Origin of the sequence: Marihabitans asiaticum, assembly GCF_007828725.1 — a bacterium.
Classification (GTDB): Bacteria; Actinomycetota; Actinomycetes; order Actinomycetales; family Dermatophilaceae; genus Marihabitans; species Marihabitans asiaticum.
In genome coordinates this window covers 157,509-180,055 of sequence record NZ_VIUW01000002.1, presented here as the reverse complement: position 1 = coordinate 180,055, position 22,547 = coordinate 157,509, and the positions used below count along the sequence as shown (strand labels likewise).

The 22,547-nt window shown below is 67.1% G+C and carries 16 protein-coding genes and 3 rRNA genes; 11 read left to right on the top strand and 8 right to left on the bottom strand.

Annotated elements, in window-relative coordinates:
• Positions 1 to 12 precede the first annotated feature (12 nt).
• The 3 genes from FB557_RS05355 to FB557_RS05345 all read left to right on the top strand — a co-directional run bounded on the left by FB557_RS05355 (position 13) and on the right by FB557_RS05345 (position 3,180).
• The gene (locus FB557_RS05355; RefSeq protein ID WP_144856372.1) at positions 13 to 1,296 is read left to right on the top strand and encodes a quaternary amine ABC transporter ATP-binding protein; all 1,284 of its coding nucleotides are present in this window, start codon (positions 13 to 15) and stop codon (positions 1,294 to 1,296) included.
• Positions 1,293 to 2,180 (top strand): ABC transporter permease, encoded by an 888-nt coding sequence (locus FB557_RS05350; RefSeq protein WP_144856370.1) that lies wholly within the window; start codon positions 1,293 to 1,295, stop codon positions 2,178 to 2,180. The genes FB557_RS05355 and FB557_RS05350 overlap by 4 nt, the downstream gene beginning before the upstream one ends.
• A gap of 61 nt (positions 2,181 to 2,241) precedes the next feature.
• Positions 2,242 to 3,180, top strand: coding sequence for a glycine betaine ABC transporter substrate-binding protein (locus tag FB557_RS05345; protein WP_144856368.1), 939 nt, complete (start codon positions 2,242 to 2,244; stop codon positions 3,178 to 3,180).
• A gap of 73 nt (positions 3,181 to 3,253) precedes the next feature.
• Here FB557_RS05345 and FB557_RS05340 read toward each other — a convergent pair whose 3' ends face one another.
• From FB557_RS05340 to FB557_RS05325, 4 genes are all read right to left on the bottom strand, one after another.
• Positions 3,254 to 4,456 carry a glycoside hydrolase family 3 N-terminal domain-containing protein gene (locus FB557_RS05340; RefSeq protein WP_246074474.1) on the bottom strand — a complete coding sequence of 401 codons (1,203 nt, stop codon included), beginning with the start codon at positions 4,454 to 4,456 and terminating at the stop codon, positions 3,254 to 3,256.
• Positions 4,457 to 4,502: 46 nt separating this feature from the next.
• Complete coding sequence (locus FB557_RS05335) at positions 4,503 to 5,678, bottom strand: CaiB/BaiF CoA transferase family protein (RefSeq protein ID WP_144856366.1); 1,176 nt, start codon at positions 5,676 to 5,678, stop codon at positions 4,503 to 4,505.
• Positions 5,675 to 7,054 (bottom strand): NAD-dependent succinate-semialdehyde dehydrogenase, encoded by a 1,380-nt coding sequence (locus FB557_RS05330; protein ID WP_144856364.1) that lies wholly within the window; start codon positions 7,052 to 7,054, stop codon positions 5,675 to 5,677. The genes FB557_RS05335 and FB557_RS05330 overlap by 4 nt, the downstream gene beginning before the upstream one ends.
• A 139-nt stretch (positions 7,055 to 7,193) precedes the next feature.
• Positions 7,194 to 8,435: a class I SAM-dependent methyltransferase gene (locus FB557_RS05325; RefSeq protein ID WP_144856362.1), complete on the bottom strand. Its 1,242-nt coding sequence runs from the start codon at positions 8,433 to 8,435 to the stop codon at positions 7,194 to 7,196.
• A gap of 212 nt (positions 8,436 to 8,647) precedes the next feature.
• Here FB557_RS05325 and groES point away from each other — a divergent pair, with 212 nt between their 5' ends.
• The 5 genes from groES (at position 8,648) to rrf (ending at position 16,680) form a co-directional block, all read left to right on the top strand.
• A complete protein-coding gene (gene groES / locus FB557_RS05320) occupies positions 8,648 to 8,944 on the top strand; it encodes a co-chaperone GroES (RefSeq protein WP_144856360.1) in 297 nt (98 codons plus the stop codon).
• 133 nt (positions 8,945 to 9,077) lie between these two features.
• Complete coding sequence (gene groL, locus FB557_RS05315; protein ID WP_144856358.1) at positions 9,078 to 10,691, top strand: chaperonin GroEL; 1,614 nt, start codon at positions 9,078 to 9,080, stop codon at positions 10,689 to 10,691.
• Positions 10,692 to 11,317: 626 nt separating this feature from the next.
• Positions 11,318 to 12,842: ribosomal RNA gene (locus tag FB557_RS05310) — 16S ribosomal RNA — on the top strand.
• Between the two features lie 468 nt (positions 12,843 to 13,310).
• Positions 13,311 to 16,441, top strand: a 23S ribosomal RNA gene (locus tag FB557_RS05305).
• Between the two features lie 122 nt (positions 16,442 to 16,563).
• A 5S ribosomal RNA gene (gene rrf / locus FB557_RS05300) occupies positions 16,564 to 16,680 on the top strand.
• Together the 16S, 23S and 5S rRNA genes form the textbook arrangement of a ribosomal RNA operon.
• A gap of 108 nt (positions 16,681 to 16,788) precedes the next feature.
• On the opposite strand, the gene serA is transcribed toward rrf, so the two are convergent.
• A complete protein-coding gene (gene serA / locus FB557_RS05295; RefSeq protein WP_144856356.1) occupies positions 16,789 to 17,988 on the bottom strand; it encodes a phosphoglycerate dehydrogenase in 1,200 nt (399 codons plus the stop codon).
• A 71-nt stretch (positions 17,989 to 18,059) separates the two neighbouring features.
• On the opposite strand from serA, the gene FB557_RS05290 reads away from it, so the two are divergent.
• Positions 18,060 to 18,752, top strand: coding sequence for an aspartate/glutamate racemase family protein (locus FB557_RS05290; protein WP_144856354.1), 693 nt, complete (start codon positions 18,060 to 18,062; stop codon positions 18,750 to 18,752).
• Between the two features lie 12 nt (positions 18,753 to 18,764).
• Here FB557_RS05290 and FB557_RS05285 read toward each other — a convergent pair whose 3' ends face one another.
• Together FB557_RS05285 and FB557_RS05280 are read right to left on the bottom strand one after the other, a co-directional pair.
• On the bottom strand, positions 18,765 to 19,001 hold the full coding sequence (locus FB557_RS05285) for an RNA-binding S4 domain-containing protein (RefSeq protein ID WP_144856351.1): 237 nt from the start codon (positions 18,999 to 19,001) through the stop codon (positions 18,765 to 18,767).
• 83 nt (positions 19,002 to 19,084) lie between these two features.
• Complete coding sequence (locus FB557_RS05280; protein WP_144856349.1) at positions 19,085 to 19,378, bottom strand: WhiB family transcriptional regulator; 294 nt, start codon at positions 19,376 to 19,378, stop codon at positions 19,085 to 19,087.
• Positions 19,379 to 19,574: 196 nt separating this feature from the next.
• On the opposite strand from FB557_RS05280, the gene guaB reads away from it, so the two are divergent.
• Positions 19,575 to 21,110, top strand: a complete 1,536-nt coding sequence (guaB, locus tag FB557_RS05275; protein ID WP_144856347.1) for an IMP dehydrogenase — start codon at positions 19,575 to 19,577, stop codon at positions 21,108 to 21,110.
• 2 nt (positions 21,111 to 21,112) lie between these two features.
• On the top strand, positions 21,113 to 22,165 hold the full coding sequence (locus FB557_RS05270) for a dipeptidase (protein WP_246074472.1): 1,053 nt from the start codon (positions 21,113 to 21,115) through the stop codon (positions 22,163 to 22,165).
• Positions 22,166 to 22,190: 25 nt separating this feature from the next.
• Here the strand turns inward: FB557_RS05270 and FB557_RS05265 are convergent, their stop codons facing one another.
• On the bottom strand, positions 22,191 to 22,490 hold the full coding sequence (locus FB557_RS05265) for an antitoxin (protein ID WP_144856345.1): 300 nt from the start codon (positions 22,488 to 22,490) through the stop codon (positions 22,191 to 22,193).
• Between the last annotated feature and the right edge of the window lie 57 nt (positions 22,491 to 22,547).

The window sequence follows — 22,547 nt, the reverse complement described above, 5'->3', positions numbered from 1 at the left end:
CCCAGGAGACCCGTGAGCGCGATCAGCGTCAGTCATCTCTACAAGGTCTTCGGCCGACGCCCCGAGCGAGGCGTCACCGCCCTGCAGCAGGGGCGCAGCCGAGCCGAGATCAAGGAAGAGCTTGGGCTGACCGCTGCCGTCGTCGACGTCGACTTCGAGATCGAGCCGGGCGAGATCTTCGTCGTGATGGGCCTGTCCGGGTCGGGCAAGTCGACCCTGATCCGGATGGTCAACGGCCTGCTCACCCCGACCGACGGAGACGTCACGCTCGGTGACGTCAACGTGACCCGCGCGAAGGGGGAGGAGCTGCGCCGGGTCCGGCGCGAGAAGGTCAGCATGGTCTTCCAGCACTTCGCGCTGCTGCCGCACCGCACCGTGGGGGAGAACGCCGCGTACGCCCTCGAGGTCCAGGGGGTGAACCGGGCGGACCGGCACCGCAAGGCCGAGGAGGCCCTCGAGATGGTCGACCTCGGCGGCTGGGGCGGGTACCGGCCCGACGAGCTGTCTGGCGGGATGCGCCAGCGCGTCGGCCTGGCACGGGCCCTCGCGGCGGGCAGCGACATCCTGCTCATGGACGAGGCGTTCAGCGCCCTCGACCCGCTCATCCGGCGGGGCATGCAGGACCAGCTCGTCGATCTGCAGAACCGGCTGGACAAGACGATCCTCTTCATCACCCACGACCTCAACGAGGCGATGCGCCTGGGCGACCGGATCGCGATGATGCGCGACGGTCGGATCGAGCAGATCGGGACCGCCCAGGAGATCCTCAACGACCCCGTCAACAACTACGTCGCGTCCTTCGTCCAGGACGTCGACCGCAGTCGGGTGCTCACCGCCGCGGACGTGCTCGAGTCACCGCCGGCCGTGATCGGGCGCGACTCCGGGCCGCTGGCCGCGCAGAAGCTGATGCGCGAGGGCCAGATGCGTTGGCTCGTCGTCCAGGGCCGGGACCGCCGACTCGTCGGGATGGTCGAGGAGGGCGCGGTGGCACAGGCGGTGAGCGAGCGCTCCGAGAGCCTGCCGATCATCGGCCCGGACCAGCTGGCCGTCGCCGCGCCGGACACCCTACTCGCTGACATGTACACCAGCGCCTCGCAGAACCAGGGGCCGGTCGTCGTCCTCGACGAGCAGGAGCGGGTGCTCGGGACGGTGCCGCTCGTCACCCTTCTCGCCGCCGGAGGCAACCCGGAGGTCGAGCCGCCCGCCGAGGACTCGCCCACGACCGACGGCGGGGGCGACACCGACCCGCACGAGATCTACCGACCAGCTCAGAGCGAGACCGAGGAGGCCCGATGAACGAGGAGAGCTTCCCCCGGATCGAGATCGGCGAGTGGGCCAGCCAGGTGCTGGACTGGCTCACCGACAACGCCGAGGCCGTCTTCGACGCGCTGAGCGCCGCGATGGGCTGGGTCATCCAGCTGCTCGTCGACATCTTGCTCGCCCCGCCGGTGCTGGTGATGATCCTCATCTTCGCCCTCATCGCCTGGTTCGTCCGGTCCTGGCAGCTGGCCCTGGGCACGCTGGTCTCCTTCGCCCTGATCGCCTCGATGCGCCAGTGGGAGAACGCCATGCTCACCCTGGCCCTCGTGCTCGTCGCGACCATCGTCGCGGTCGGGATCGCCGTCCCGATCGGCATCGCTGCCGCCCGTAACGACCGGGTCAGCGCCGTCGTCAAGCCGCTGCTGGACTTCATGCAGACGATGCCGGCCTTCGTCTACCTCATCCCGGCGATCATCTTCTTCAGCGTCGGCGTGGTGCCCGGGCTCTTCGCCACGGTGATCTTCGCCCTGCCACCGGGTGTGCGCTTCACCGAGCTCGGCATCCGCCAGGTCGACTCCGAGACGGTCGAGGCCGGTCAGGCCTTCGGCGCGACGCCCCGGCAGATCCTCCGCGGCATCCAGATCCCGCTGGCGACCCCGACGATCATGGCGGGCGTCAACCAGGTGATCATGCTCGCCCTGTCGATGGCGGTCATCGCCGGGTTCGTCGGCGCCGACGGCCTGGGCAAGGAGGTTGTCGCCTCGATCGCCAGCCTGAACATCCCGCAGGGTGTCGAGGCCGGTCTCGGCGTGGTGGTCCTCGCGATCTTCCTCGATCGGCTCACCGGCGCCCTCGGCGACCCCGGGCGCTACCCCCACTCCCTGTACCGGCTGGTGCGTGACCGCTTCGCCAGCTCCTAAGACCCCCGATGCACGACGGGCACCGACCGATAGGTGCCGACACCGAAAGGATGGAGAGCACATGACCTCTCGACGATTCCGCACGACGACCGCCGCGGCCAGCGCCGCGCTCCTCGGGCTCACCCTCGCTGCCTGCGGCAGCGACGACGGTGGCTCGGACTCCGGCTCCGGCGAGGGCGCCGGTGACAGCGGTGACAAGGGCACCATCACCATGGGCTTCATCCCGAGCTGGACCGACGGCCTGAGCACGGCCTACCTGCTCGAGGACCAGCTCGGCAAGCTCGGCTACGAGGTCGAGATGCAGACCCTCACCGAGGCCGCCCCGCTCTACACCGCGCTCTCGCAGGGCGATGTGGACATGTACCCCTCGGCCTGGCCCGAGGTCACCCACAAGTCCTACATGGACGAGTACGGCGACGACATCGAGGACGTCGGCACCTACTACGACAACGCCAAGCTGACCTTCGCGGTCCCGGAGTACAGCGAGATCACCTCGATCGAGGACCTCCCGGACTTCAAGGACGAGCTGGACGGCAAGATCATCGGCATCGAGCCGGGCGCCGGCCTGACCAAGGCGACCAAGGAGCAGGTCATCCCGCAGTACGGGCTGGACGGCGACTTCGAGCTGATCACCTCCTCGACCGCCGGGATGCTCGGTGAGCTGAAGAAGGCCACCGGCGACGAGGACGAGATCGTCGTGACCCTGTGGCGCCCCTTCTGGGCCAACAGCGAGTTCGGCATGCGCGACCTCGAGGACCCCAAGGGTGCGCTCGGCGACAGCGAGGGCCTGCACTTCCTCGGCACCAAGGGCTTCGCCGAGGAGTACCCCGAGGCCGCCGAGCTGATCAAGGGCATCCAGCTCGATGACGAGCAGTACGGCTCCCTCGAGGACAAGGTCGTCAACGAGTTCGACGAGGGCAAGGAAGCCGAGGCGATCGACTCCTGGATCGAGGAGAACGGCGACGCCTTCGACACCCTCCTGACCGAGGAGAAGAAGTAGGACTTCCCCTCAAGGACGCAGAAGAGCCCCGCACGTCGCGACGTGCGGGGCTCTTCGCTGCGACGCGAGGGGGTCAGCCGCAGCGCAGCAGGCCCATCGACTCCTTGAGGGTGAGCACCCTGGTGAGCGAGTCCTCGACCTTCCCCGCGAACTCCTCGTCCCCCTTCGCCCGGTCGACGATCGCCCCCTGCATCGTGGCGGTCTGCGTGGCGTCTGCGGTGAGCACGATGTCGCCCCCGGCCGCGAGGAACCGCGTGGCCCGCTCCGCCACCGGGACGTCCGCGACCGCCTTGGCGACGCCGACGTCGTCGGTGATCACCACGCCGTCGAAGCCCAGCTGCTCGCGGAGCAGGTCGGTGACGATGGCCTCGCTGAAGGGGGCCTGGTTCGCCTCGTCGATCTGGGGATAGCGGGCCGAGCCGACCATCACCAGGGTCGGCGCGGCCTTGATCACCGTGGCGAAGGGGGCGAGGTGGGGGTCGTCGGTGCTCGCCTCCTCGTCGGTGATCCCCTCGGCGGTCGCGTCGGTGTTGCCGGTGATCCGGCCGATGCCGGGGAAGTGCTTCGCGGTCGGCATGACGCCCGCGGCGTGCATCCCGGCCGCGAACGAGGCGGCGCCCTGGCCGGCTGCCGCCGGGGTCGAGCCGTACTGACGGCCGTACTGGCCGATCGGCGCGTTGCTCTTGCCGATCTCCTCGGGGACGGTGTCGGCCGTCGGGGCGAGGTTGACGTTGACGCCGGCGGCCCCCAGCTCATTGCCCCAGGTGAGGGCCGAGGCGATGAGCTCCTCGCTGCCCAGCCCGCCCTGCTCCACCCCGGAGGGGATGGTCGAGAAGCCCTCGCCGGTGAGCTGCTGGACCTCGCCGCCCTCCTGGTCGGCGGCGATGAGCATGCCGATGGTGGTGCCGTCGACGGTAGGAGCGCCCTCCTGGAGGTGTGCGCTGGCCTCGGCGACGCGTGAGCGGCCCTCCCACCCGCCGAGGTAGAGCATGTTGCCCAGCCCGTCTGCGAGCTGGGCATCGAGCCCGTCCTGACCCATCTGCGGGGTGAGGGCGACCATGAGCAGCTGGCCCGCCCGCTGCTCGGGGGTCATCGCCTCGCTCACCGACGAGACGCACTCGGACGGCCCCTGGGCCTGTGTGCTGGTGCTCGACTCCGCCGCGCTCGGGCTGGGCGCTGAGCTGCTGGACGGGGTCTCGGCGGCGGGGGTCGAGCCGGAGCAGGCGGCGAGTGCCAGGACGGCTCCGAGCGGCAGGGAGCGAAGGGGGGAGGTCACGGCGTCCACGGTACGGGAGCGGGGTGGCCGCCCGACCGACCGTGGCTCACCACGGGTCGCCGCCGCGGACCTCGTCGCCGTGCTCGTCCAGGTCAGGTGGCAGGGTCGGCCGGCGGGTGCTGCTGCGTGAGTAGCTGGCGGGGTGCCGGATCTGCTCGCCGGGCCCGACCTGCCAGGTCGGGTCCAGCCCGAGCGAGCGGGCCAGCTCGATCCCGGTGGCGATGTCGCCGACGGCTCCCGCAGGCACACCGGCGGCGCCGAGTACCTTCGCCCAGTGCTCGACCCCACCCGTGGCCAGCCGTGCCTCGAGCGCTGCGACGAGCTCGTCGCGGTGACCGACCCGGGCGGGGTTGCTCGCGAAGCGTTCGTCGTCGGCGAGGCCGGGCTGACCGATCGCCGCGGCCAGAGCGGCGAACTGCCGGTCGTTGCCGCACGCGACGGCGAGCTCGCCGTCGGCGCAGCGCAGCGTCTCGTACGGCGCGATCGAGGGATGGCGGTTGCCCAGGAGACCGGGGGAGGTACCGGTGGTCAGCGCAGCTGCGGACTGGTTGACCAGCGCCGCGAGGAGCGAGGAGAGCAGCGCGACCTCGACGCGCTGCCCGCGCCCGCTACAGGAGCGCTCGGCGAGCGCCGCGAGGATGGCGATCGTCGCGTCCTTGCTCGTGAGCACGTCGACGAGAGCGACGCCCGCCTTCGTCGGGCCCGACGACTCGTCGCCGGTGATGCTCATCAGCCCGCCGACCGCCTGCACGACGAAGTCGTAGCCGGGCATGCGCGCCCCACCCTCGCGGCCGAAGCCGGTGACGGAGCAGTAGATCAGGCCGGGGTTGTCCTCCGCGAGGTCGTCGTAGCCCAGCCCGAACCGCCCCAGGGTGCCGTCGAGGAAGTTCTCGACGAGCACGTCCGCGTCGAGCGCGATCCGTCGCGCCACCTCGCGGTCCACCGGGTCGGTGAGGTCGAGCGCGATGCTTCGCTTGGAGCGGTTGACGCAGTCGAAGTACGACGACGAGCGGTCGGTCCACGGCGGCCCCCAGGCGCGGGTGTCGTCGCCGAGGCCGGGCCGCTCGATCTTGATGACGTCCGCGCCGAGGTCGGCCAGCGTCATCGTGGTCAGCGGCCCGGCGAGGACCCGCGAGAAGTCGGCCACCCGCAGCCCGTCCAGCGGGGTCGCCGGCTGCGCCTGCTCTGCCGAGCTGACCCCCTTCGCCTCGTCGTCGCTCACCGGGACCGAACGCGGACCAGACGGTGGTTGCAGAACTCCTCGATGCCGTACTTGCCCAGCTCGCGGCCGAAGCCGGAGCGCTTCACCCCGCCGAAGGGGGTCTCGGCGCTGGTCCCGGACGGCTCGTTGATCGCGAGCATGCCGGACTCGAGGCGCGAGCCCACCTCGAGAGCTCGGTCGACGTCGCCGGAGTGCACCGACGCCCCGAGACCGTAGGCGCTGGAGTTGGCCAGCTCGACGGCCTCGTCGTCGGAGGACACCTTGTAGACGACGGCGACGGGCCCGAAGAGCTCCTCGGACCAGGCGCGAGCGCTTTGCGGCACGTCGACGAGCACCGTCGGATCGAAGTAGAAGCCGTCGCCCTCTCGGCGGGACCCGCCGACGAGGACCCGGGCGCCGTGCTCGACGGCGTCGTCGACCTGCTCCTGCAGGTCCGCCGCGGCCTGCTCGGAGGACATCGGCCCGACGAAGGTCCCCTCCGCGCTCGGGTCGCCGACGCTCAGCCCGTCGGTCGAGGTGGTCAGCGCCTCGACGAAGTCGTCGTAGAGGCTGTCGTGGACGATGAGCCGCTTGGCAGCGTTGCAGGCCTGTCCGGCGTTGCCGAACCGCCCGGACACGGCGTTCTTCACCGCGGCCGCGACGTCGGCGTCCTCGAGGACGATGAACGGGTCGGACCCGCCGAGCTCGAGGACGACCTTCTTGAGGTTGCGCCCGGCGATCTCGGCGACGGCGGCACCGGCTCGCTCGGAGCCGGTAAGTGAGACGCCCTGCACCCGAGGGTCGGCGATGATGTCGGCGGCCTGGTCGTTCGTCGCGTAGACGTTGACGTACGCGCCATCTGGCACGCCGGCCTCGTGGAAGATCTCGGCGATGATCCGGGCGGAAGACGGGCACTGCGGCGCGTGCTTGAGGATGATCGTGTTGCCGAGGACGAGGTTCGGCGCCGCGAAGCGGGCGACCTGGTAGTAGGGGTAGTTCCACGGCATGATCCCGAGCAGCGGACCGACGGGCTCCTTGCGCACGACGGCCGTGGAGCTGCCGCCGACGGTGCCGAGCTCCTCCTCCTCGAGCAGGTCGGCGGCGTTGTCGGCGTAGTAGGTGTAGATCGAGCTGCAGATCGCGACCTCGCCGAGGCCCTGGGCGACCGGCTTGCCCATCTCGGTGGCGATGATCGCGGCGAGCTCGTCCTTGCGCCGGTCGTAGCTGGCGGCGACCTCACGCAGGATCTCCTGGCGCCGCTCGAGCGGCACCTCGCGCCACTCCTCGTAGCCGCGCTGGGCAGCGTCTAGCGCGGCCTGGATCTGCTCGTCGGTCGCGGTGGGGAAGGTCTCGAGCACCTCACCGGTGGCGGGGTTGGTCACGGCGTACTGGGTCATCTGCGACTCCTGTCTCGTGGATCTCGACGGATCTCGATAGGTCTCGATAGATCTCGATGTGTCGGGCGCGGTGGTGGCCAGCTGCTCGCTCCCAGCGTCGCACGCCTCGCCCTGCGTCGTGGGGCTGGGGCCGGGCCCCTCATGAGAAGGCTTCGACGACCAGCACGCTCTGCTCGCCGGCCACCCGGGTGAGCACGATCACCGCCTGGTCGCCACGCCCCGCGCCGCGACCGATCTTCAGCTGCCGGCGCAGCTGGTCGTCGTCGACCCGGATCCCGCGCTTCTTGATGGTCAGCCCGGTGATCGAGCGCTCCCGCAGCCAGGCGCGCAGCGCCTTGACGTCGTACGGCATCGCCTCGAGCACCCGGTAGCGACGGGCGAAGGGGAGGTCCTCGGCCTGGTCGGAGGAGACCAGGCCGAGACCCGGCTCCACCTCGGCGCCGCCCGTGGCGGCGGTGACGGCGCCGACGAGCCCGGCCTGGACGACCGCGCGGTCGACCTCGTAGAGATACGGACCCAGCCCGCCGAGGGTGCGCAGCGACGGCGGCGACTCCTCGGACTGGTCCTGGTCCACCCGGGCCGCCGGAGCGCCGCGGCGCATCACGAGGGCCGAGCGCCCGGCCGTGCGTACGAGGGGTCCCCACCAGACTGCGCACTCGAGCACGGTGCCGTCGTAGGACGTCCACTGCGCCTCGGTGCCCAGCGGCGGCACGTCGTGGGGGAGCGACGGCGCCATCTTGACCCCGGTGGCTGGGACCGCGGTCGCCATGTCGAGGACGAGCTCCCACCGTGGCGAGATCTGGTCCAGCCGGAACACCCGTCGGGTCCGCCCGGTTGCGTCGGTGCGTCCGGGGGTGCGGCGGGCCGGGTCGAGCCAGACCCCGACCCGGGAGCGAAGGGGGTCCGCCGGCAGCTCGACGTGCTCGGCCTGGCCGGGGCGGGCGCGGCTGTCCGGCCAGGGGCGCAGGTTCGCATCGGCGACGGCGGCCGTGAGGGGGTCCTGGTCGACGCCGTGGACGGTCACCCCGAGCGAGCTGAGAGCCATGGCGTCCGAGCCGATGCCGCAGCCGAGGTCGTGCACCGTCGCCAGCGATGCGGCGGCGTAACGGGAGGCGTGCGCGGCGGCGACCTCGATCCGGGTTGCCTGCTCCAGGCCGTCGGGGGTGAAGAGCATCCCGGAGGCGAACTCGCCGAACTTAGCCTCGGCCCGGCGTCGGAGCCGGTGCTGGGTCAGCGCGGCCGCCACGAGGTCCGGGCTGTGGCCGCGGGCCCGCAGCTCGGCCTGAAGGGGGAGCACGGTGGCCTCGTCGTAGGGCGGGAGGCTGCTCAGCAGCTCGTGCCCTTCCGGGCTCGCCAGAGCCCGCACCGTCGAGACGTCCACGACGGCCACTGTCTCACCCCCTTCGCCCCGTCGCGCGGCGGCGCACCCGCCGCTGGCACTCAGGTTGACCGAGTGCTAACCGAGGCATAGATTCTGTGTTGGCACTCACCGCCGGTGAGTGCCAGGACGGGCACCGTTCGACCCCCGCGACGGCGACCGGTACCGGCCACCTGAAGACCCACTCCACCGAGACATCCCACGAAGGAGCCAACGTGTCGGTTTCGCTCAAGCCGCTCGAGGACCGCATCATCGTCAAGTCGGTCGAGGCCGAGCAGACCACGGCCTCGGGCCTGGTCATCCCGGACACCGCCAAGGAGAAGCCGCAGGAGGGCGAGGTCGTCGCCGTCGGCCCCGGCCGCTTCAACGAGGACGGCGACGAGCGCGTCCCGATGGACATCTCCGTCGGCGACCGCGTCATCTACTCCAAGTACGGCGGCACCGAGGTCAAGCACGGCGGCGAGGAGTACCTCATCCTCTCCGCCCGCGACGTCCTCGCGATCGTCGGCTGACCGATCTGCTGCAACTGCTCGACGCCCCGGGTGCGAGCCCGCCCGGGCTCCCCGGGGCGTCGTGCTGCCCACTCCGTGACACCTCACGCGTGACACTTTCGCCGCGTGACACCCAACTGCGAGAAGGACTGACATGGCCAAGGAACTGGAGTTCAACGACTCCGCCCGCGACGCCCTGCTGCGCGGCGTCGACGCGCTCGCCAACGCCGTCAAGGTGACGCTCGGCCCCAAGGGCCGCAACGTCGTCATCAGCAAGGCGTGGGGCGCTCCCACCATCACCAACGACGGCGTGACCATCGCCCGCGAGATCGAGCTCGAGGACCCCTACGAGAACCTCGGCGCCCAGCTCGCCAAGGAGGTCGCGACCAAGACCAACGACATCGCCGGTGACGGCACGACGACGGCGACCGTGCTCGCCCAGGCCATGGTCCGCGAGGGCCTGCGCAACGTCGCGGCCGGCGCGGCGCCGTCGGGTCTCAAGCGCGGCATCGACCAGGCCGTCGAGGCCGTCTCGAAGCGCCTGCTCGAGAACGCCCGCGAGGTCGAGGGCAAGGACGAGATCGCCCAGGTCGCGGCGCTCTCCGCCCAGGACACCGTGATCGGCGAGACCATCGCCGAGGCCTTCGACAAGGTCGGCAAGGACGGGGTCATCACCGTCGAGGAGTCCTCGACGGCCGAGACCGCCCTGGACTTCACCGAGGGCATGCAGTTCGACAAGGGCTACATCAGCCCGTACTTCATCAGCGACGCCGAGCGCATGGAGGCCGTTCTCGAGGACGCCTACGTGCTCATCCACCAGGGCAAGATCTCGGCCATCGCCGACGTGCTGCCGCTGCTGGAGAAGGTCGTCCAGGCGAGCAAGCCGCTGCTCATCATCGCCGAGGACATCGAGGGCGAGGCCCTCTCGACCCTCGTGGTCAACAAGATGCGCGGCACCTTCAACGTCGCCGCGGTCAAGGCCCCCGGGTTCGGCGACCGCCGCAAGGCGATGCTCCAGGACATGGCCGTCCTCACCGGTGGCCAGGTCATCGCCGAGGAGGTCGGCCTCAAGCTCGACCAGGTCGGCCTCGAGGACCTCGGGCAGGCCCGCCGGGTCGTCGTCACCAAGGACAGCACGACGATCATCGACGGGCAGGGCGAGCACAGCGAGGTCGAGGGCCGCGTGGCCCAGATCAAGGCCGAGATCGAGCGGACCGACTCCGACTGGGACCGCGAGAAGCTCCAGGAGCGCCTCGCCAAGCTGGCCGGTGGCGTCTGCGTCATCCAGGTCGGCGCCCACACCGAGGTCGAGCTCAAGGAGAAGAAGCACCGCATCGAGGACGCGATCTCGGCGACCCGCGCCGCGATCGAGGAGGGCATCGTCGCCGGCGGCGGCACGGCCCTCGTGCACGCCATGAGCGCGCTGGACGACCTCTCCCTCGAGGGGGACGAGGCGACCGGAGCCGCCATCGTGCGCAAGGCCGCGGTCGAGCCGCTGCGCTGGATCGCCGACAACGCCGGGATCCAGGGCTATGTCGCGGTCTCCAAGGTCCAGGAGATGGCCCCGGGCGAGGGGCTGAACGCCGCGACCGGCGAGTACGGCGACCTCGTCGGCGCCGGTGTCATCGACCCGGTCAAGGTGACCCGCTCCGCGCTGGTCAACGCCGCGTCGATCGCCTCCATGGTGCTCACCACCGACACCCTCGTCGTGGAGAAGCCCGAGGAGGAGGAGCCGGCCGCCGCTGGTGGTCACGGACACCACCACTGAGGCTGAGGAATCACCCCGTCCAAGGGGGCGTGCCGCGACCGTGCGGCGCGCCCCCTTCGGCGTTCCCGGACGGTGAGCTCCGCGGGCCTGGAAGCGCCCGGATGCGGTGCAGGACAGCCGATTTGGACGATGCGCCAAGGCCCTGCTAACTTTCTACTCGCAACGCCGACGAGGCAGCTACGAAGGCCACGAGCCGGACAGGTCACCGAGTTGGAGCAGGCGAAAGAGTCTGGTAACGTTGCACCTCGTCGCTGAGATCCAAGCGTGTGAGGCCGGTCGCTCCAAGAGCGGGTCACGGACTCATCACCCAAGCATGGCAGTGACTGATGATCAGACGCCCTGATGGTGTGGCCCGGTTGGGTTGTGCTTGTTGGTGTGTGTGTGATTCTTGAGAACTCAACAGCGTGTCATTTTTTTAGTGATCGATGCCAATTTTTTTGGGCTGTCACTGGCGTGTGCCTGCATCGTTGTGGTGTGGGTGTGTGTTGGTGGTGGTCTTTTCCTTTGGTTGGGATTGTGATGACTAGGTTTTGCTAGTTGTTGCGTCTCGGCTGGGATGTTTGACACTTCGGTGTTTTGGATTGGCTCTTGCCTCTTGCTTTTGTGGGGGGTGGGGGTTTTGTTCATCAACGGAGAGTTTGATCCTGGCTCAGGACGAACGCTGGCGGCGTGCTTAACACATGCAAGTCGAACGATGAAGCCCGTGCTTGCACGGGTGGATTAGTGGCGAACGGGTGAGTAACACGTGAGTAACCTGCCCCGGACTCTGGAATAAGCGCTGGAAACGGCGTCTAATACTGGATATGACATCGCCTCGCATGGGGTGGTGTGGAAAGTTTTTCGGTTTGGGATGGACTCGCGGCCTATCAGCTTGTTGGTGAGGTAGTGGCTTACCAAGGCGACGACGGGTAGCCGGCCTGAGAGGGCGACCGGCCACACTGGGACTGAGACACGGCCCAGACTCCTACGGGAGGCAGCAGTGGGGAATATTGCACAATGGGCGCAAGCCTGATGCAGCGACGCCGCGTGAGGGATGACGGCCTTCGGGTTGTAAACCTCTTTCAGCAGGGAAGAAGCCTTTGGGTGACGGTACCTGCAGAAGAAGCACCGGCTAACTACGTGCCAGCAGCCGCGGTAATACGTAGGGTGCGAGCGTTGTCCGGAATTATTGGGCGTAAAGAGCTTGTAGGCGGTTTGTCGCGTCTGCTGTGAAAATCCAAGGCTTAACTTTGGACGTGCAGTGGGTACGGGCAGGCTAGAGTGTGGTAGGGGAGACTGGAATTCCTGGTGTAGCGGTGAAATGCGCAGATATCAGGAGGAACACCGATGGCGAAGGCAGGTCTCTGGGCCACTACTGACGCTGAGAAGCGAAAGCATGGGGAGCGAACAGGATTAGATACCCTGGTAGTCCATGCCGTAAACGTTGGGCGCTAGGTGTGGGCCTCATTCCACGAGGTCTGTGCCGCAGCTAACGCATTAAGCGCCCCGCCTGGGGAGTACGGCCGCAAGGCTAAAACTCAAAGGAATTGACGGGGGCCCGCACAAGCGGCGGAGCATGCGGATTAATTCGATGCAACGCGAAGAACCTTACCAAGGCTTGACATATACCGGACGCACTCAGAGATGGGTGTTCCCTTTGTGGCTGGTATACAGGTGGTGCATGGTTGTCGTCAGCTCGTGTCGTGAGATGTTGGGTTAAGTCCCGCAACGAGCGCAACCCTCGTTCTATGTTGCCAGCACGTGATGGTGGGGACTCATAGGAGACTGCCGGGGTCAACTCGGAGGAAGGTGGGGATGACGTCAAATCATCATGCCCCTTATGTCTTGGGCTTCACGCATGCTACAATGGCCGGTACAAAGGGCTGCGAAACTGTAAGGTGGAGCGAATCCCAAAAAACCGGTCTCAGTTCGGATTGGGGTCTGCAACTCGACCCCATGAAGTCGGAGTCGCTAGTAATCGCAGATCAGCAACGCTGCGGTGAATACGTTCCCGGGCCTTGTACACACCGCCCGTCAAGTCACGAAAGTCGGTAACACCCGAAGCCGGTGGCCCAACCCTTGTGGGGGGAGCCGTCGAAGGTGGGACTGGTGATTGGGACTAAGTCGTAACAAGGTAGCCGTACCGGAAGGTGCGGCTGGATCACCTCCTTTCTAAGGAGCTCACTCAACCGGCCCCACGTGGTGGGGTTGGTGGTGGCCTGTTTCGTCCCCGTGTGTGGGGCGGCAGGTTGCTCTGGGTGGAACATCGGTTGCGAGGCGCTCACTGCTGTGGGCCCTGTTGGCGTGAGTACGACCACCACGCGTCCCCTTCTCTCTTTTTCGAGGGTGGGGGTGCTTGGTGGTGGGGAAAGCTGCCTGATGGGGTCTGGTGTGGTGGGTGTCGGCACAGAAGAAGATGGCACGTTGTTGGGTCCTGAGGGATCATGCGCCGCCCGTGGGGTGGTGTGTGGTGGTCTCTGTGGCTGGGGCTGGCCGTGGCCGGTATACCCGTCGCCTGCAGAAGGAGTTCGCGCTTCTTTTGTTGGTGGTGTGTGGTGCTGGTGGTTTCGGTTGGTGGCTGGTCGTGTGTTGAGAACTGAACAGTGGACGCGAGCATCTTATCTTTGTGTATCTTTTGTGGCTCAAGTTTTTAAGGGCGCACGGTGGATGCCTTGGTACCAGGAACCGAAGAAGGACGTAGGAATCTGCGATAAGCCTCGGGGAGTCGATAACCAGACTGTGATCCGAGGATTTCCGAATGGGGAAACCCGGCTGGAGGTTAAGTCCAGTCACTCCCTGCTGAATATATAGGCAGGGTTGAGGGAACGTGGGGAAGTGAAACATCTCAGTACCCACAGGAAGAGAAAGCAACCGCGATTCCGTGAGTAGTGGCGAGCGAAAGCGGATCAGGCTAAACCGTGCCTGTGTGATAGCTGTCAGGCGTTGCAGGTGCGGGGTTGTGGGAGCTTGCCGGCGGAGCTGATGATCCGTCAGGGAGTGAGAAATGCGTGGCATAGTCGAATAGTCTTGAATGGCTGGGCGTAGAGGGTGCGACCCCCGTAGACGAAATGTTGTGCACTCCCGTGAGTTATCCCAAGTAGCACGGGGCCCGAGAAATCTCGTGTGAATCTGGCGGGACCACCCGCTAAGCCTAAATATTCCCTGGTGACCGATAGCGGACAAGTACCGTGAGGGAAAGGTGAAAAGTACCCCGGGAGGGGAGTGAAATAGATCCTGAAACCGTGTGCTTACAATCCGTCGGAGCAAGCGTTAAGTCTTGTGACGGCGTGCCTTTTGAAGAATGAGCCTGCGAGTTAGTGCTCAGTGGCGAGGTTAACCCGTGTGGGGAAGCCGTAGCGAAAGCGAGTCTTAAATGAGGCGTTTTAGTCGCTGGGTCTAGACCCGAAGCGGAGTGATCTACCCATGGCCAGGTTGAAGCGACGGTAAGACGTCGTGGAGGACCGAACCCACTTAGGTTGAAAACTGAGGGGATGAGCTGTGGGTAGGGGTGAAAGGCCAATCAAACTCCGTGATAGCTGGTTCTCCCCGAAATGCATTTAGGTGCAGCGTCACGTGTTTCTTACCGGAGGTAGAGCTACTGGATAGCCGATGGGCCTCACCAGGTTACTGACGTTAGCCAAACTCCGAATGCCGGTAAGTTGTAAGCGTGGCAGTGAGACCGCGGGGGATAAGCTCCGTGGTCGAGAGGGAAACAGCCCAGATCACCAGCTAAGGTCCCTAAGCGTGTGCTAAGTGGGAAAGGATGTGGAGTTGCCGTGACAACCAGGAGGTTGGCTTAGAAGCAGCCACCCTTGAAAGAGTGCGTAATAGCTCACTGGTCAAGTGATTCCGCGCCGACAATGTAGCGGGGCTCAAGCACACCACCGAAGCTGTGGCATCGACATCTTTGCTTGACATGACTCCTTGTGGGTGGTGTCCAGGCGTGTCGTTGGGTAGGGGAGCGTCGTGCGGCGAGTGAAGCGGCGGAGTGATCCAGTCGTGGATGCCGCACGAGTGAGAATGCAGGCATGAGTAGCGAAAGACGGGTGAGAAACCCGTCCGCCGAATATCCAAGGGTTCCAGGGTCAAGCTAATCTGCCCTGGGTAAGTCGGGACCTAAGGCGAGGCCGACAGGCGTAGTCGATGGACATCCGGTTGATATTCCGGAACCGGCGTGCAACCGCCCCTGGCGAACCGAGTGATGCTAAGAGTCTGAAACCCGCGACAGCTGGCCTTCGGGTCAGCATCTGCGGGTGGAACGCTCGACCCGATCTCGTAGTAGCCAAGCGATGGGGAGACGCAGGAAGGTAGCCTCCGCGTGGCGATGGTAGTCCACGTCCAAGGGTGCAGGGAGTCAGGTAGGCAAATCCGCCTGACATTTATCCTCAGGCCTGATGGTGACCACACTTGTGGGAAGCAGGGTGATCCTATGCTGTCGAGAAAATCCTCTAGCGAGGGTGCATGCCGCCCGTACCCCAAACCGACTCAGGTGGATAGGTAGAGAATACTAAGGCGATCGAGTGAATCGTGGTTAAGGAATTCGGCAAAATGCCCCCGTAACTTCGGGAGAAGGGGGGCCCAAACCCTGAAGTGGCTTGCCCACTAGGGGTGAGGGCCGCAGAGACCAGGGAGAAGCGACTGTTTACTAAAAACACAGGTCCGTGCGAAGTCGCAAGACGATGTATACGGACTGACGCCTGCCCGGTGCTGGAAGGTTAAGAGGACCTGTTAGCCACTTTTGGTGGCGAAGCGGAGAATTTAAGCCCCAGTAAACGGCGGTGGTAACTATAACCATCCTAAGGTAGCGAAATTCCTTGTCGGGTAAGTTCCGACCTGCACGAATGGCGTAACGACTTCTCCACTGTCTCAACCGCGAGCTCGGCGAAATTGCACTACGAGTAAAGATGCTCGTTACGCGCAGAAGGACGGAAAGACCCCGGGACCTTCACTACAGCTTGGTATTGGTGATCGGGACGGCTTGTGTAGGATAGGTGGGAGACTGTGAAACACCCGCGCCAGCGGGTGTGGAGTCATCGTTGAAATACCACTCTGGTCGTTCTGGTTGTCTAACCTCGGTCCGTGATCCGGATCAGGGACAGTGCCTGGTGGGTAGTTTAACTGGGGCGGTTGCCTCCCAAAATGTAACGGAGGCGCTCAAAGGTTCCCTCAGCCTGGTTGGCAATCAGGTGGCGAGTGCAAGTGTACAAGGGAGCTTGACTGCGAGACAGACATGTCAAGCAGGGACGAAAGTCGGAACTAGTGACCCGACGGTGGCTTGTGGAAGCGCCGTCGCTCAACGGATAAAAGGTACCCCGGGGATAACAGGCTGATCTTCCCCAAGAGTCCATATCGACGGGATGGTTTGGCACCTCGATGTCGGCTCGTCGCATCCTGGGGGTGGAGTTGCTCCCAAGGGTTGGGCTGTTCGCCCATTAAAGCGGCACGCGAGCTGGGTTTAGAACGTCGTGAGACAGTTCGGTCCCTATCCTCTGCGCGCGTAGGAAACTTGAGAGAGGCTGACCCTAGTACGAGAGGACCGGGTTGGACGAACCACTGGTGTGTCAGTTGTCCCGCCAGGGGCACCGCTGATTAGCTACGTTCGGGAGTGATAACCGCTGAAAGCATCTAAGCGGGAAGCACGTCTCAAGATGAGGTTTCCACACACCCATGGTGTGAGAGGCTCCCAGCAGACTACTGGGTTGATAGGCCAGACGTGGAAGTGCAGCAATGCACGCAGCTGACTGGTACTAATAAGCCGACAACTTGACCAACAAACCATAAGAAACACCAACAGGTAAGAACTTACTGCTCGCGTCCACTGCTCGGTTCCCGAGACACGAACACCCACACCCCAACCGGGTAGTGGTTGAACACGTGAATATCTCGACAGAGTTACGGCTGTCACAGCGAAGGGGAAACGCCCGGCTCCATTCCGAACCCGGAAGCTAAGCCCTTCAGCGCCGATGGTACTGCACCGGAGACAGTGTGGGAGAGTAGGACGCAGCCGGACACCACTTCGAATACCCCCGATCGGGTGAGCACACGCTCCCTGGTCGGGGGTATTTGCATGTCTACGGAGGTGTCTCCCGCGGGCGCTGATCGGGGCGAGAACCGCGGATCAGGTGGTAATGACCCGCACCTCGACCGTCTCCTCGAGCTCGCGCAGCCGACGCTCGGTGTCCTGGGGGAGCGCGCCGGCGAGGTCGGTCACCGCGTAGCCGAGCTCGCCGCGGGTCGAGAGCTGCTGGCTGTCGATGTTGGCCCCACCCTCGGAGAGGATGGTGTTGACCCGGGCGAGGACCCCAGGGACGTTGCGGTGGAGGTGCAGGATCCTCGTGTCACCCGGGCTCTGGCTGAGCGCGACGGCGGGCACGTTGACCGACATGGTCGTCGCCCCGGTGTGCGCATACTCGCGCAGCTTCCCCGAGACGTAGCGGCCGATGTCCTGCTGCGCTTCCTCGGTGGACCCCCCGACGTGCGGGGTGAGGATGACGTTCGGCAGACCCTGCAGGCTGGAGGTGAACGGATCACCGGCCACCTTGGGCTCCTCCGGGAAGACGTCCACTGCCGCGCCGGCGAGATGCCCGCTCGCCAGGCTGTCCCGGAGCGCCTCGAGGTCGACGACGAAGCCGCGGGAGAGGTTGAGGAAGAGGGTGCGGGGGCGCATCAGCGCGAACTGCTCCGCCCCGAAGTGGCCCGCGTTACCGGCCCGTCCGTCGACGTGCAGCGTCACCGTCTCGCAGGTGGTGAGCAGCTCCTCGATCGTCTCGCAGCGGCGGGCGTTGCCGAGGGGCAGCTTGTCGTCGAGGTCGTAGTAGTAGACCTGCATGCCGAAGGCCTCGGCGATGACGGAGAGCTGGCTGCCGATGTTCCCGTAGCCGATGATGCCGAGGGTCCGCCCGCGGACCTCGTGCGATCCCTTCGCCGACTTGTCCCAGACCCCGGCGTGCAGCGCGGAGTTCTTGTCGGTCAGGTGACGGGCCATCGCGATGATCTCGGCCATCGCGAGCTCGACGACCGAGCGGGTGTTGGAGAAGGGAGCGTTGAAGACGACCGTGCCGGCTTGCGCCGCCGCGTCGAGGTCGATCTGGTTCGTCCCGATGCAGAAGGCGCCGATCGCCTTAAGCTCGGGCCGAGCGCGCAGGACCGCGGCGCTGACCTCTGTCTTGCTGCGGATGCCGAGCAGGGAGACCCCCTCGAGCGCCTCGACCAGCTCGGCCTCGTCGAGAGCGCCGGACCGGGTCTCGACCTCGAAGCCGGCCTCGGCCAGGGTCCGGACGGCGATCTCATGGACGTTCTCGAGCAGCAGCACCTTCACGGCACGCGAGCCTAGAGCGCGTTCGGGATCGGTGCAGCGTGTGCACACCAGGCGGACTAGGGTTGCCAGGCATGAGGCTTCTTGGGGTCATCGGCGGGATGGGCTGGTCGGCGAGCGCGGAGTACTACCGGCTGCTCAACGAGGGGGTCGAGGCGCGCCTGGGTGGGCTGCACAGCGCACGGGTCCTCATGCACAGCGTCGACTTCGCCCCCGTGACGGACCGGGAGAACGCCGGGGACTGGGACGGGATGGCCCAGATCCTCGTCGCCGCCGCGCACTCGCTGGAGCGAGGAGGGGCAGACGGCCTGCTGCTCGCGGCCAACACCATGCACGCCGTGGCCGACCAGATCGCCGGGGCGGTCGACATCCCGTTCATCCACATCGCGGGGTCCGCCGCCCGCAGGGTCGAGGCGGCGCGCCAGCGTCGTGTCGGCCTGCTCGCGACGGCCACGACGATGAGCGCAGACTTCTACACCGGCCCGCTGCAAGCCCGTGGCCTCGAGGTGATCCTCCCGACGGAGGAGGAGCGAGACGAGGTCGACTCGATGATCTACGAGGAGCTCGTCCACGGGGTCATCAACGACGACTCCCGCAAGCGATTCCGCCGGGTGATGGACGGCATGGTCGACCGAGGGGCCGAAGGGGTGGTCCTCGCCGGGACCGAGCTCGGGCTGCTGCTCGACCAGGAGGACTGTCAGGTGCCGCTGCACGACACGACGGCGATCCACGTCGCCGAGGCCCTGGACTGGATGCTCGAGGGCTGAGAGCCTGCCGGCTCACCAGGGGACGTCGATCTCCCCTTCGCCCTGGACCACCTCGACCAACGCCCCACCGAGGCCGACCACCTGACCGGGGCGGATCTGGGCGCCGCGCCGGGTCTCGACCGCCCCATCGACGGTGACCTCACCAGCAGCGATCACCTCGCGGGCGGTCGCGCCGTCCTCGACCAGCCCGGCGAGCTTGAGCAGCTGCCCGAGCCGGATCGTCTCGTCGCGGATGTGAGCGGTGTCCATCGCCCCAGCGTAGGGGGCAGGACGACGGGGGCCCGCCGCCCCTGAATCGGCAGGCCCCCGTCGCCTGGTCTGTGCTGGCCGCCTCAGCCGGCCAGCTGCGCGGCGCCCGAGCCCAGCTGCTCGGCGCGCTCCTCCTCGGAGAGCCCGCCCCACACGCCGTACGTCTCTCGGGTCGCGAGCGACTGCTCGCGACAGGTGAGCAGCACCGGGCAGGTCGCGCACACCGCCTTGGCGGCCGCGACCCGGGTGCGACGGGCGGCGCCGCGCTCACCCTCGGGGTGGAAGAACATCTCGGAGTCGGAGCCGCGGCACGCGCCCTGGAACTGCCACTCCCACAGCTGCGCCGTCGGACCGGGCAGGTGAGCAATGTCGGCCATGGGATCCCCCTTCGTCATCTCACGTCGACGCCCGACCGGGGCAGTCGGTCGGGCGGGCCTAAGACCGAGCGTATGGACGGGTCGATCAAGACAGGGACGGCGAATGGTCAGGATTGGGCAAAGGAGGTCTGGAGATGGTCAAGACGCCACCCGAGGGGGTTCGGGAGGAGTCGGCGGGTGACCCTACGATGGGCCAATGGCTCCCGCTCCCGACCGGCACGACGACCAGGGTGAGGGTGACCCCTTCGCCAAGGTCGGACTCACCTACGACGACGTCCTCCTCCTGCCCGGGTACAGCGAGCTCAACCCCGACGAGCTCGACACCTCGACCCGGCTGACCCGCGAGCTGCGCCTGCAGATCCCGCTGATCTCCGCCGCGATGGACACCGTCACCGAGTCGCGGATGGCCATCGCCATGGCCCGCCAGGGTGGGCTCGGGGTCCTGCACCGCAACCTCTCGATCGCCGACCAGGCCTACCAGGTCGACCTCGTCAAGCGGACCCAGACCGGGATGATCTCCAACCCGGTCACCATCGGACCCGACGCGACCCTGGAGGAGCTGGACCAGCGGTGCGGGGCGTACCGCGTCTCCGGGCTGCCGGTCATCGACGCCGACGAGCGGCTCATCGGGATCTGCACCAACCGTGACCTGCGCTTCACCCCGGTCGCCGAGTGGGGTACCACCCGGGTGCGCGACGTCATGACCCCGATGCCGCTCATCACCGCACCCGTCGGCATCTCCCACGAGGACGCCACCCTGCTGCTGCGCAAGCACAAGCGCGAGCGGCTGCCGATCGTCGACGACGAGGGGCGTCTCGCGGGGCTGATCACGGTCAAGGACTTCGTCAAGAGCGAGCAGTTCCCCAACGCGAGCAAGGATGCCGACGGGCGGCTGCTCGTCGGTGCCGCGATCGGGTACTTCGGTGACGCGTGGGAGCGGGCGACCACCCTCATCGAGGCCGGCGTCGACGTGCTCGTCGCCGACACCGCCCACGGGCACGTCAAGCTGCTGCTCGAGATGGTCGCCCGGCTCAAGAGCGACCCGGCCACCGCACACATCCAGGTCATCGGCGGCAACGTCGCCACCCGTGAGGGGGCGCAGGCCTTCGTCGACGCCGGCTGCGACGCGGTCAAGGTCGGGGTGGGTCCCGGCTCGATCTGCACCACCCGGATCGTCACCGGCGTCGGAGCGCCGCAGATCACCGCCGTGCACGACGCCGCCAAGGCGTGCCGGCCGGCTGGGGTACCGGTCATCGCCGACGGGGGGCTGCAGCACAGCGGCGAGATCGCCAAAGCGATCGTCGCCGGCGCCGAGTCGGTCATGGTCGGCTCGCTGCTCGCCGGCACCGAGGAGAGTCCGGGTGAGCTGATCTTCGTCAATGGCAAGCAGTACAAGGCCTACCGCGGCATGGGCAGCCTCGGCGCGATGAGCAGCCGCGGCAAGAAGTCCTACTCCAAGGACCGCTACTTCCAGGCCGAGGTCACCAGCGACGACCAGCTCATCCCCGAGGGTGTCGAGGGCCGGGTCACCTACCGCGGCGCCGTCTCTGCCGTGACCCACCAGATGGTCGGCGGCCTGCGCCAGTCGATGTTCTACGTCGGGGCCCATGACGTCCCCGACCTGCAGGCGAAGGGGAAGTTCGTCCGGATCACCTCGGCCTCGCTCAAGGAGAGCCACCCGCACAGCCTCCAGGCGATCGTCGAGGCTCCGAACTACTCCGTTGACTCCTGACCGTGCCCGGTCCTGAACCGGTGACGCCGCCGTTCTGGGGCGAGCAGGTCCGGGTCCTCGACGGGCACAACGACCTGCCCTGGCACCACCGCGAGCTCGCCGGCTACGACCTCGACGCCGTCGACATCGCTCGCCCGCAGCCGCGGCTGCACACCGACCTGCCGCGGATGCGCGCGGGCGGCCTGGCCGCCCAGCTGTGGTCGGTGTGGGTGCCGTGCGAGCACCAAGGCGAGGCGGCCGTCGCGGCCACTCACGAGCAGATCGACTTCGTCGAGGCGATGTGCGCGCGCTACGACGAGATGGCGCTCGCCCGCAGCGTCGCCGACGTCGAGGCGGCCTGGGCCCACGGCCGGCATGCGGCACTCCTGGGGATGGAGGGCGGGCACAGCATCGACTGCTCGCTGGAGCACCTGGCTGACTTCGCCGGCCGCGGCGTGCGGTACCTGACGCTCACCCACAACGACAACACCCCGTGGGCGGACTCCGCCACCGACGAGCCGGTCCACGGCGGCCTCACCGACTTCGGACGCGAGGTCGTCCAGGAGATGAACCGGCTCGGCCTGGTCGTCGACCTCTCCCACGTCGCCGCCACGACGATGCGCGACGCGCTGGACGTGAGCACGCGCCCGGTGATGTTCAGCCACTCCAACGCGCTCGACCTGTGCAGCCACCCCCGCAACGTGCCGGGTGACGTGCTCGAGCAGATCCCCGGCAACGGCGGAGTGGTGATGGCCAACTTCGTGCCGTACTTCCTGCGTGAGGACTGGGCGCAGTGGCGCCTGCGCGGCTACCGCGAGGAGGAGCGGCCGACGGTGCCGGCGGGCGTCGACGACGTCGTCGCCCACCTCGAGCACCTGCGTGAGGTCGTCGGCGTCGACCACGTCGGCATCGGAGCCGACTTCGACGGCGTCGACCTTCTCCCCGACGGCCTGGGCGACGTGAGCACCTACCCGCGGCTCTTCACGGCGCTGCGGGCGAAGGGGTGGTCGGCCGCCGACATCGACGCCCTGGCGCACCGCAACGGGCTGCGGGTCCTCGCCGACTCGCAAGTCTGAGCCGGCGAGGACTTTTCGGCCCAGCTCAGCCGGCCGCGTTGCCCTGGCCCGGCGGCGGGGGCGCCGGGGTGCTCGTCTGAGCGGGTGTCCCGGCAGTGTCGGCGGTGTTCGCGGTGCCGGCGGGGGCAGCCCCCTTCGTCACCGCGTCCTTGGCCTTGGCCGAGGCGCCGTCGACCTGCTTGGCGTACTTGCCCTTCGTCCGGTCGTTGACGACCCGGCTGGCCTTGTCGATGTAGCCCTTGGCCTTGTCCGGGTTGTTCTTCGCCCACTGCCGCGCCGCCTCTGCCGCGCTGGCCAGGACGGTGATCTTGCCGAGCTTGCCCATGTCTGCTCCCTCTCAAAGGTCGTGCACCGGTGCGGTGCGTCGTCACCGACCAGGATC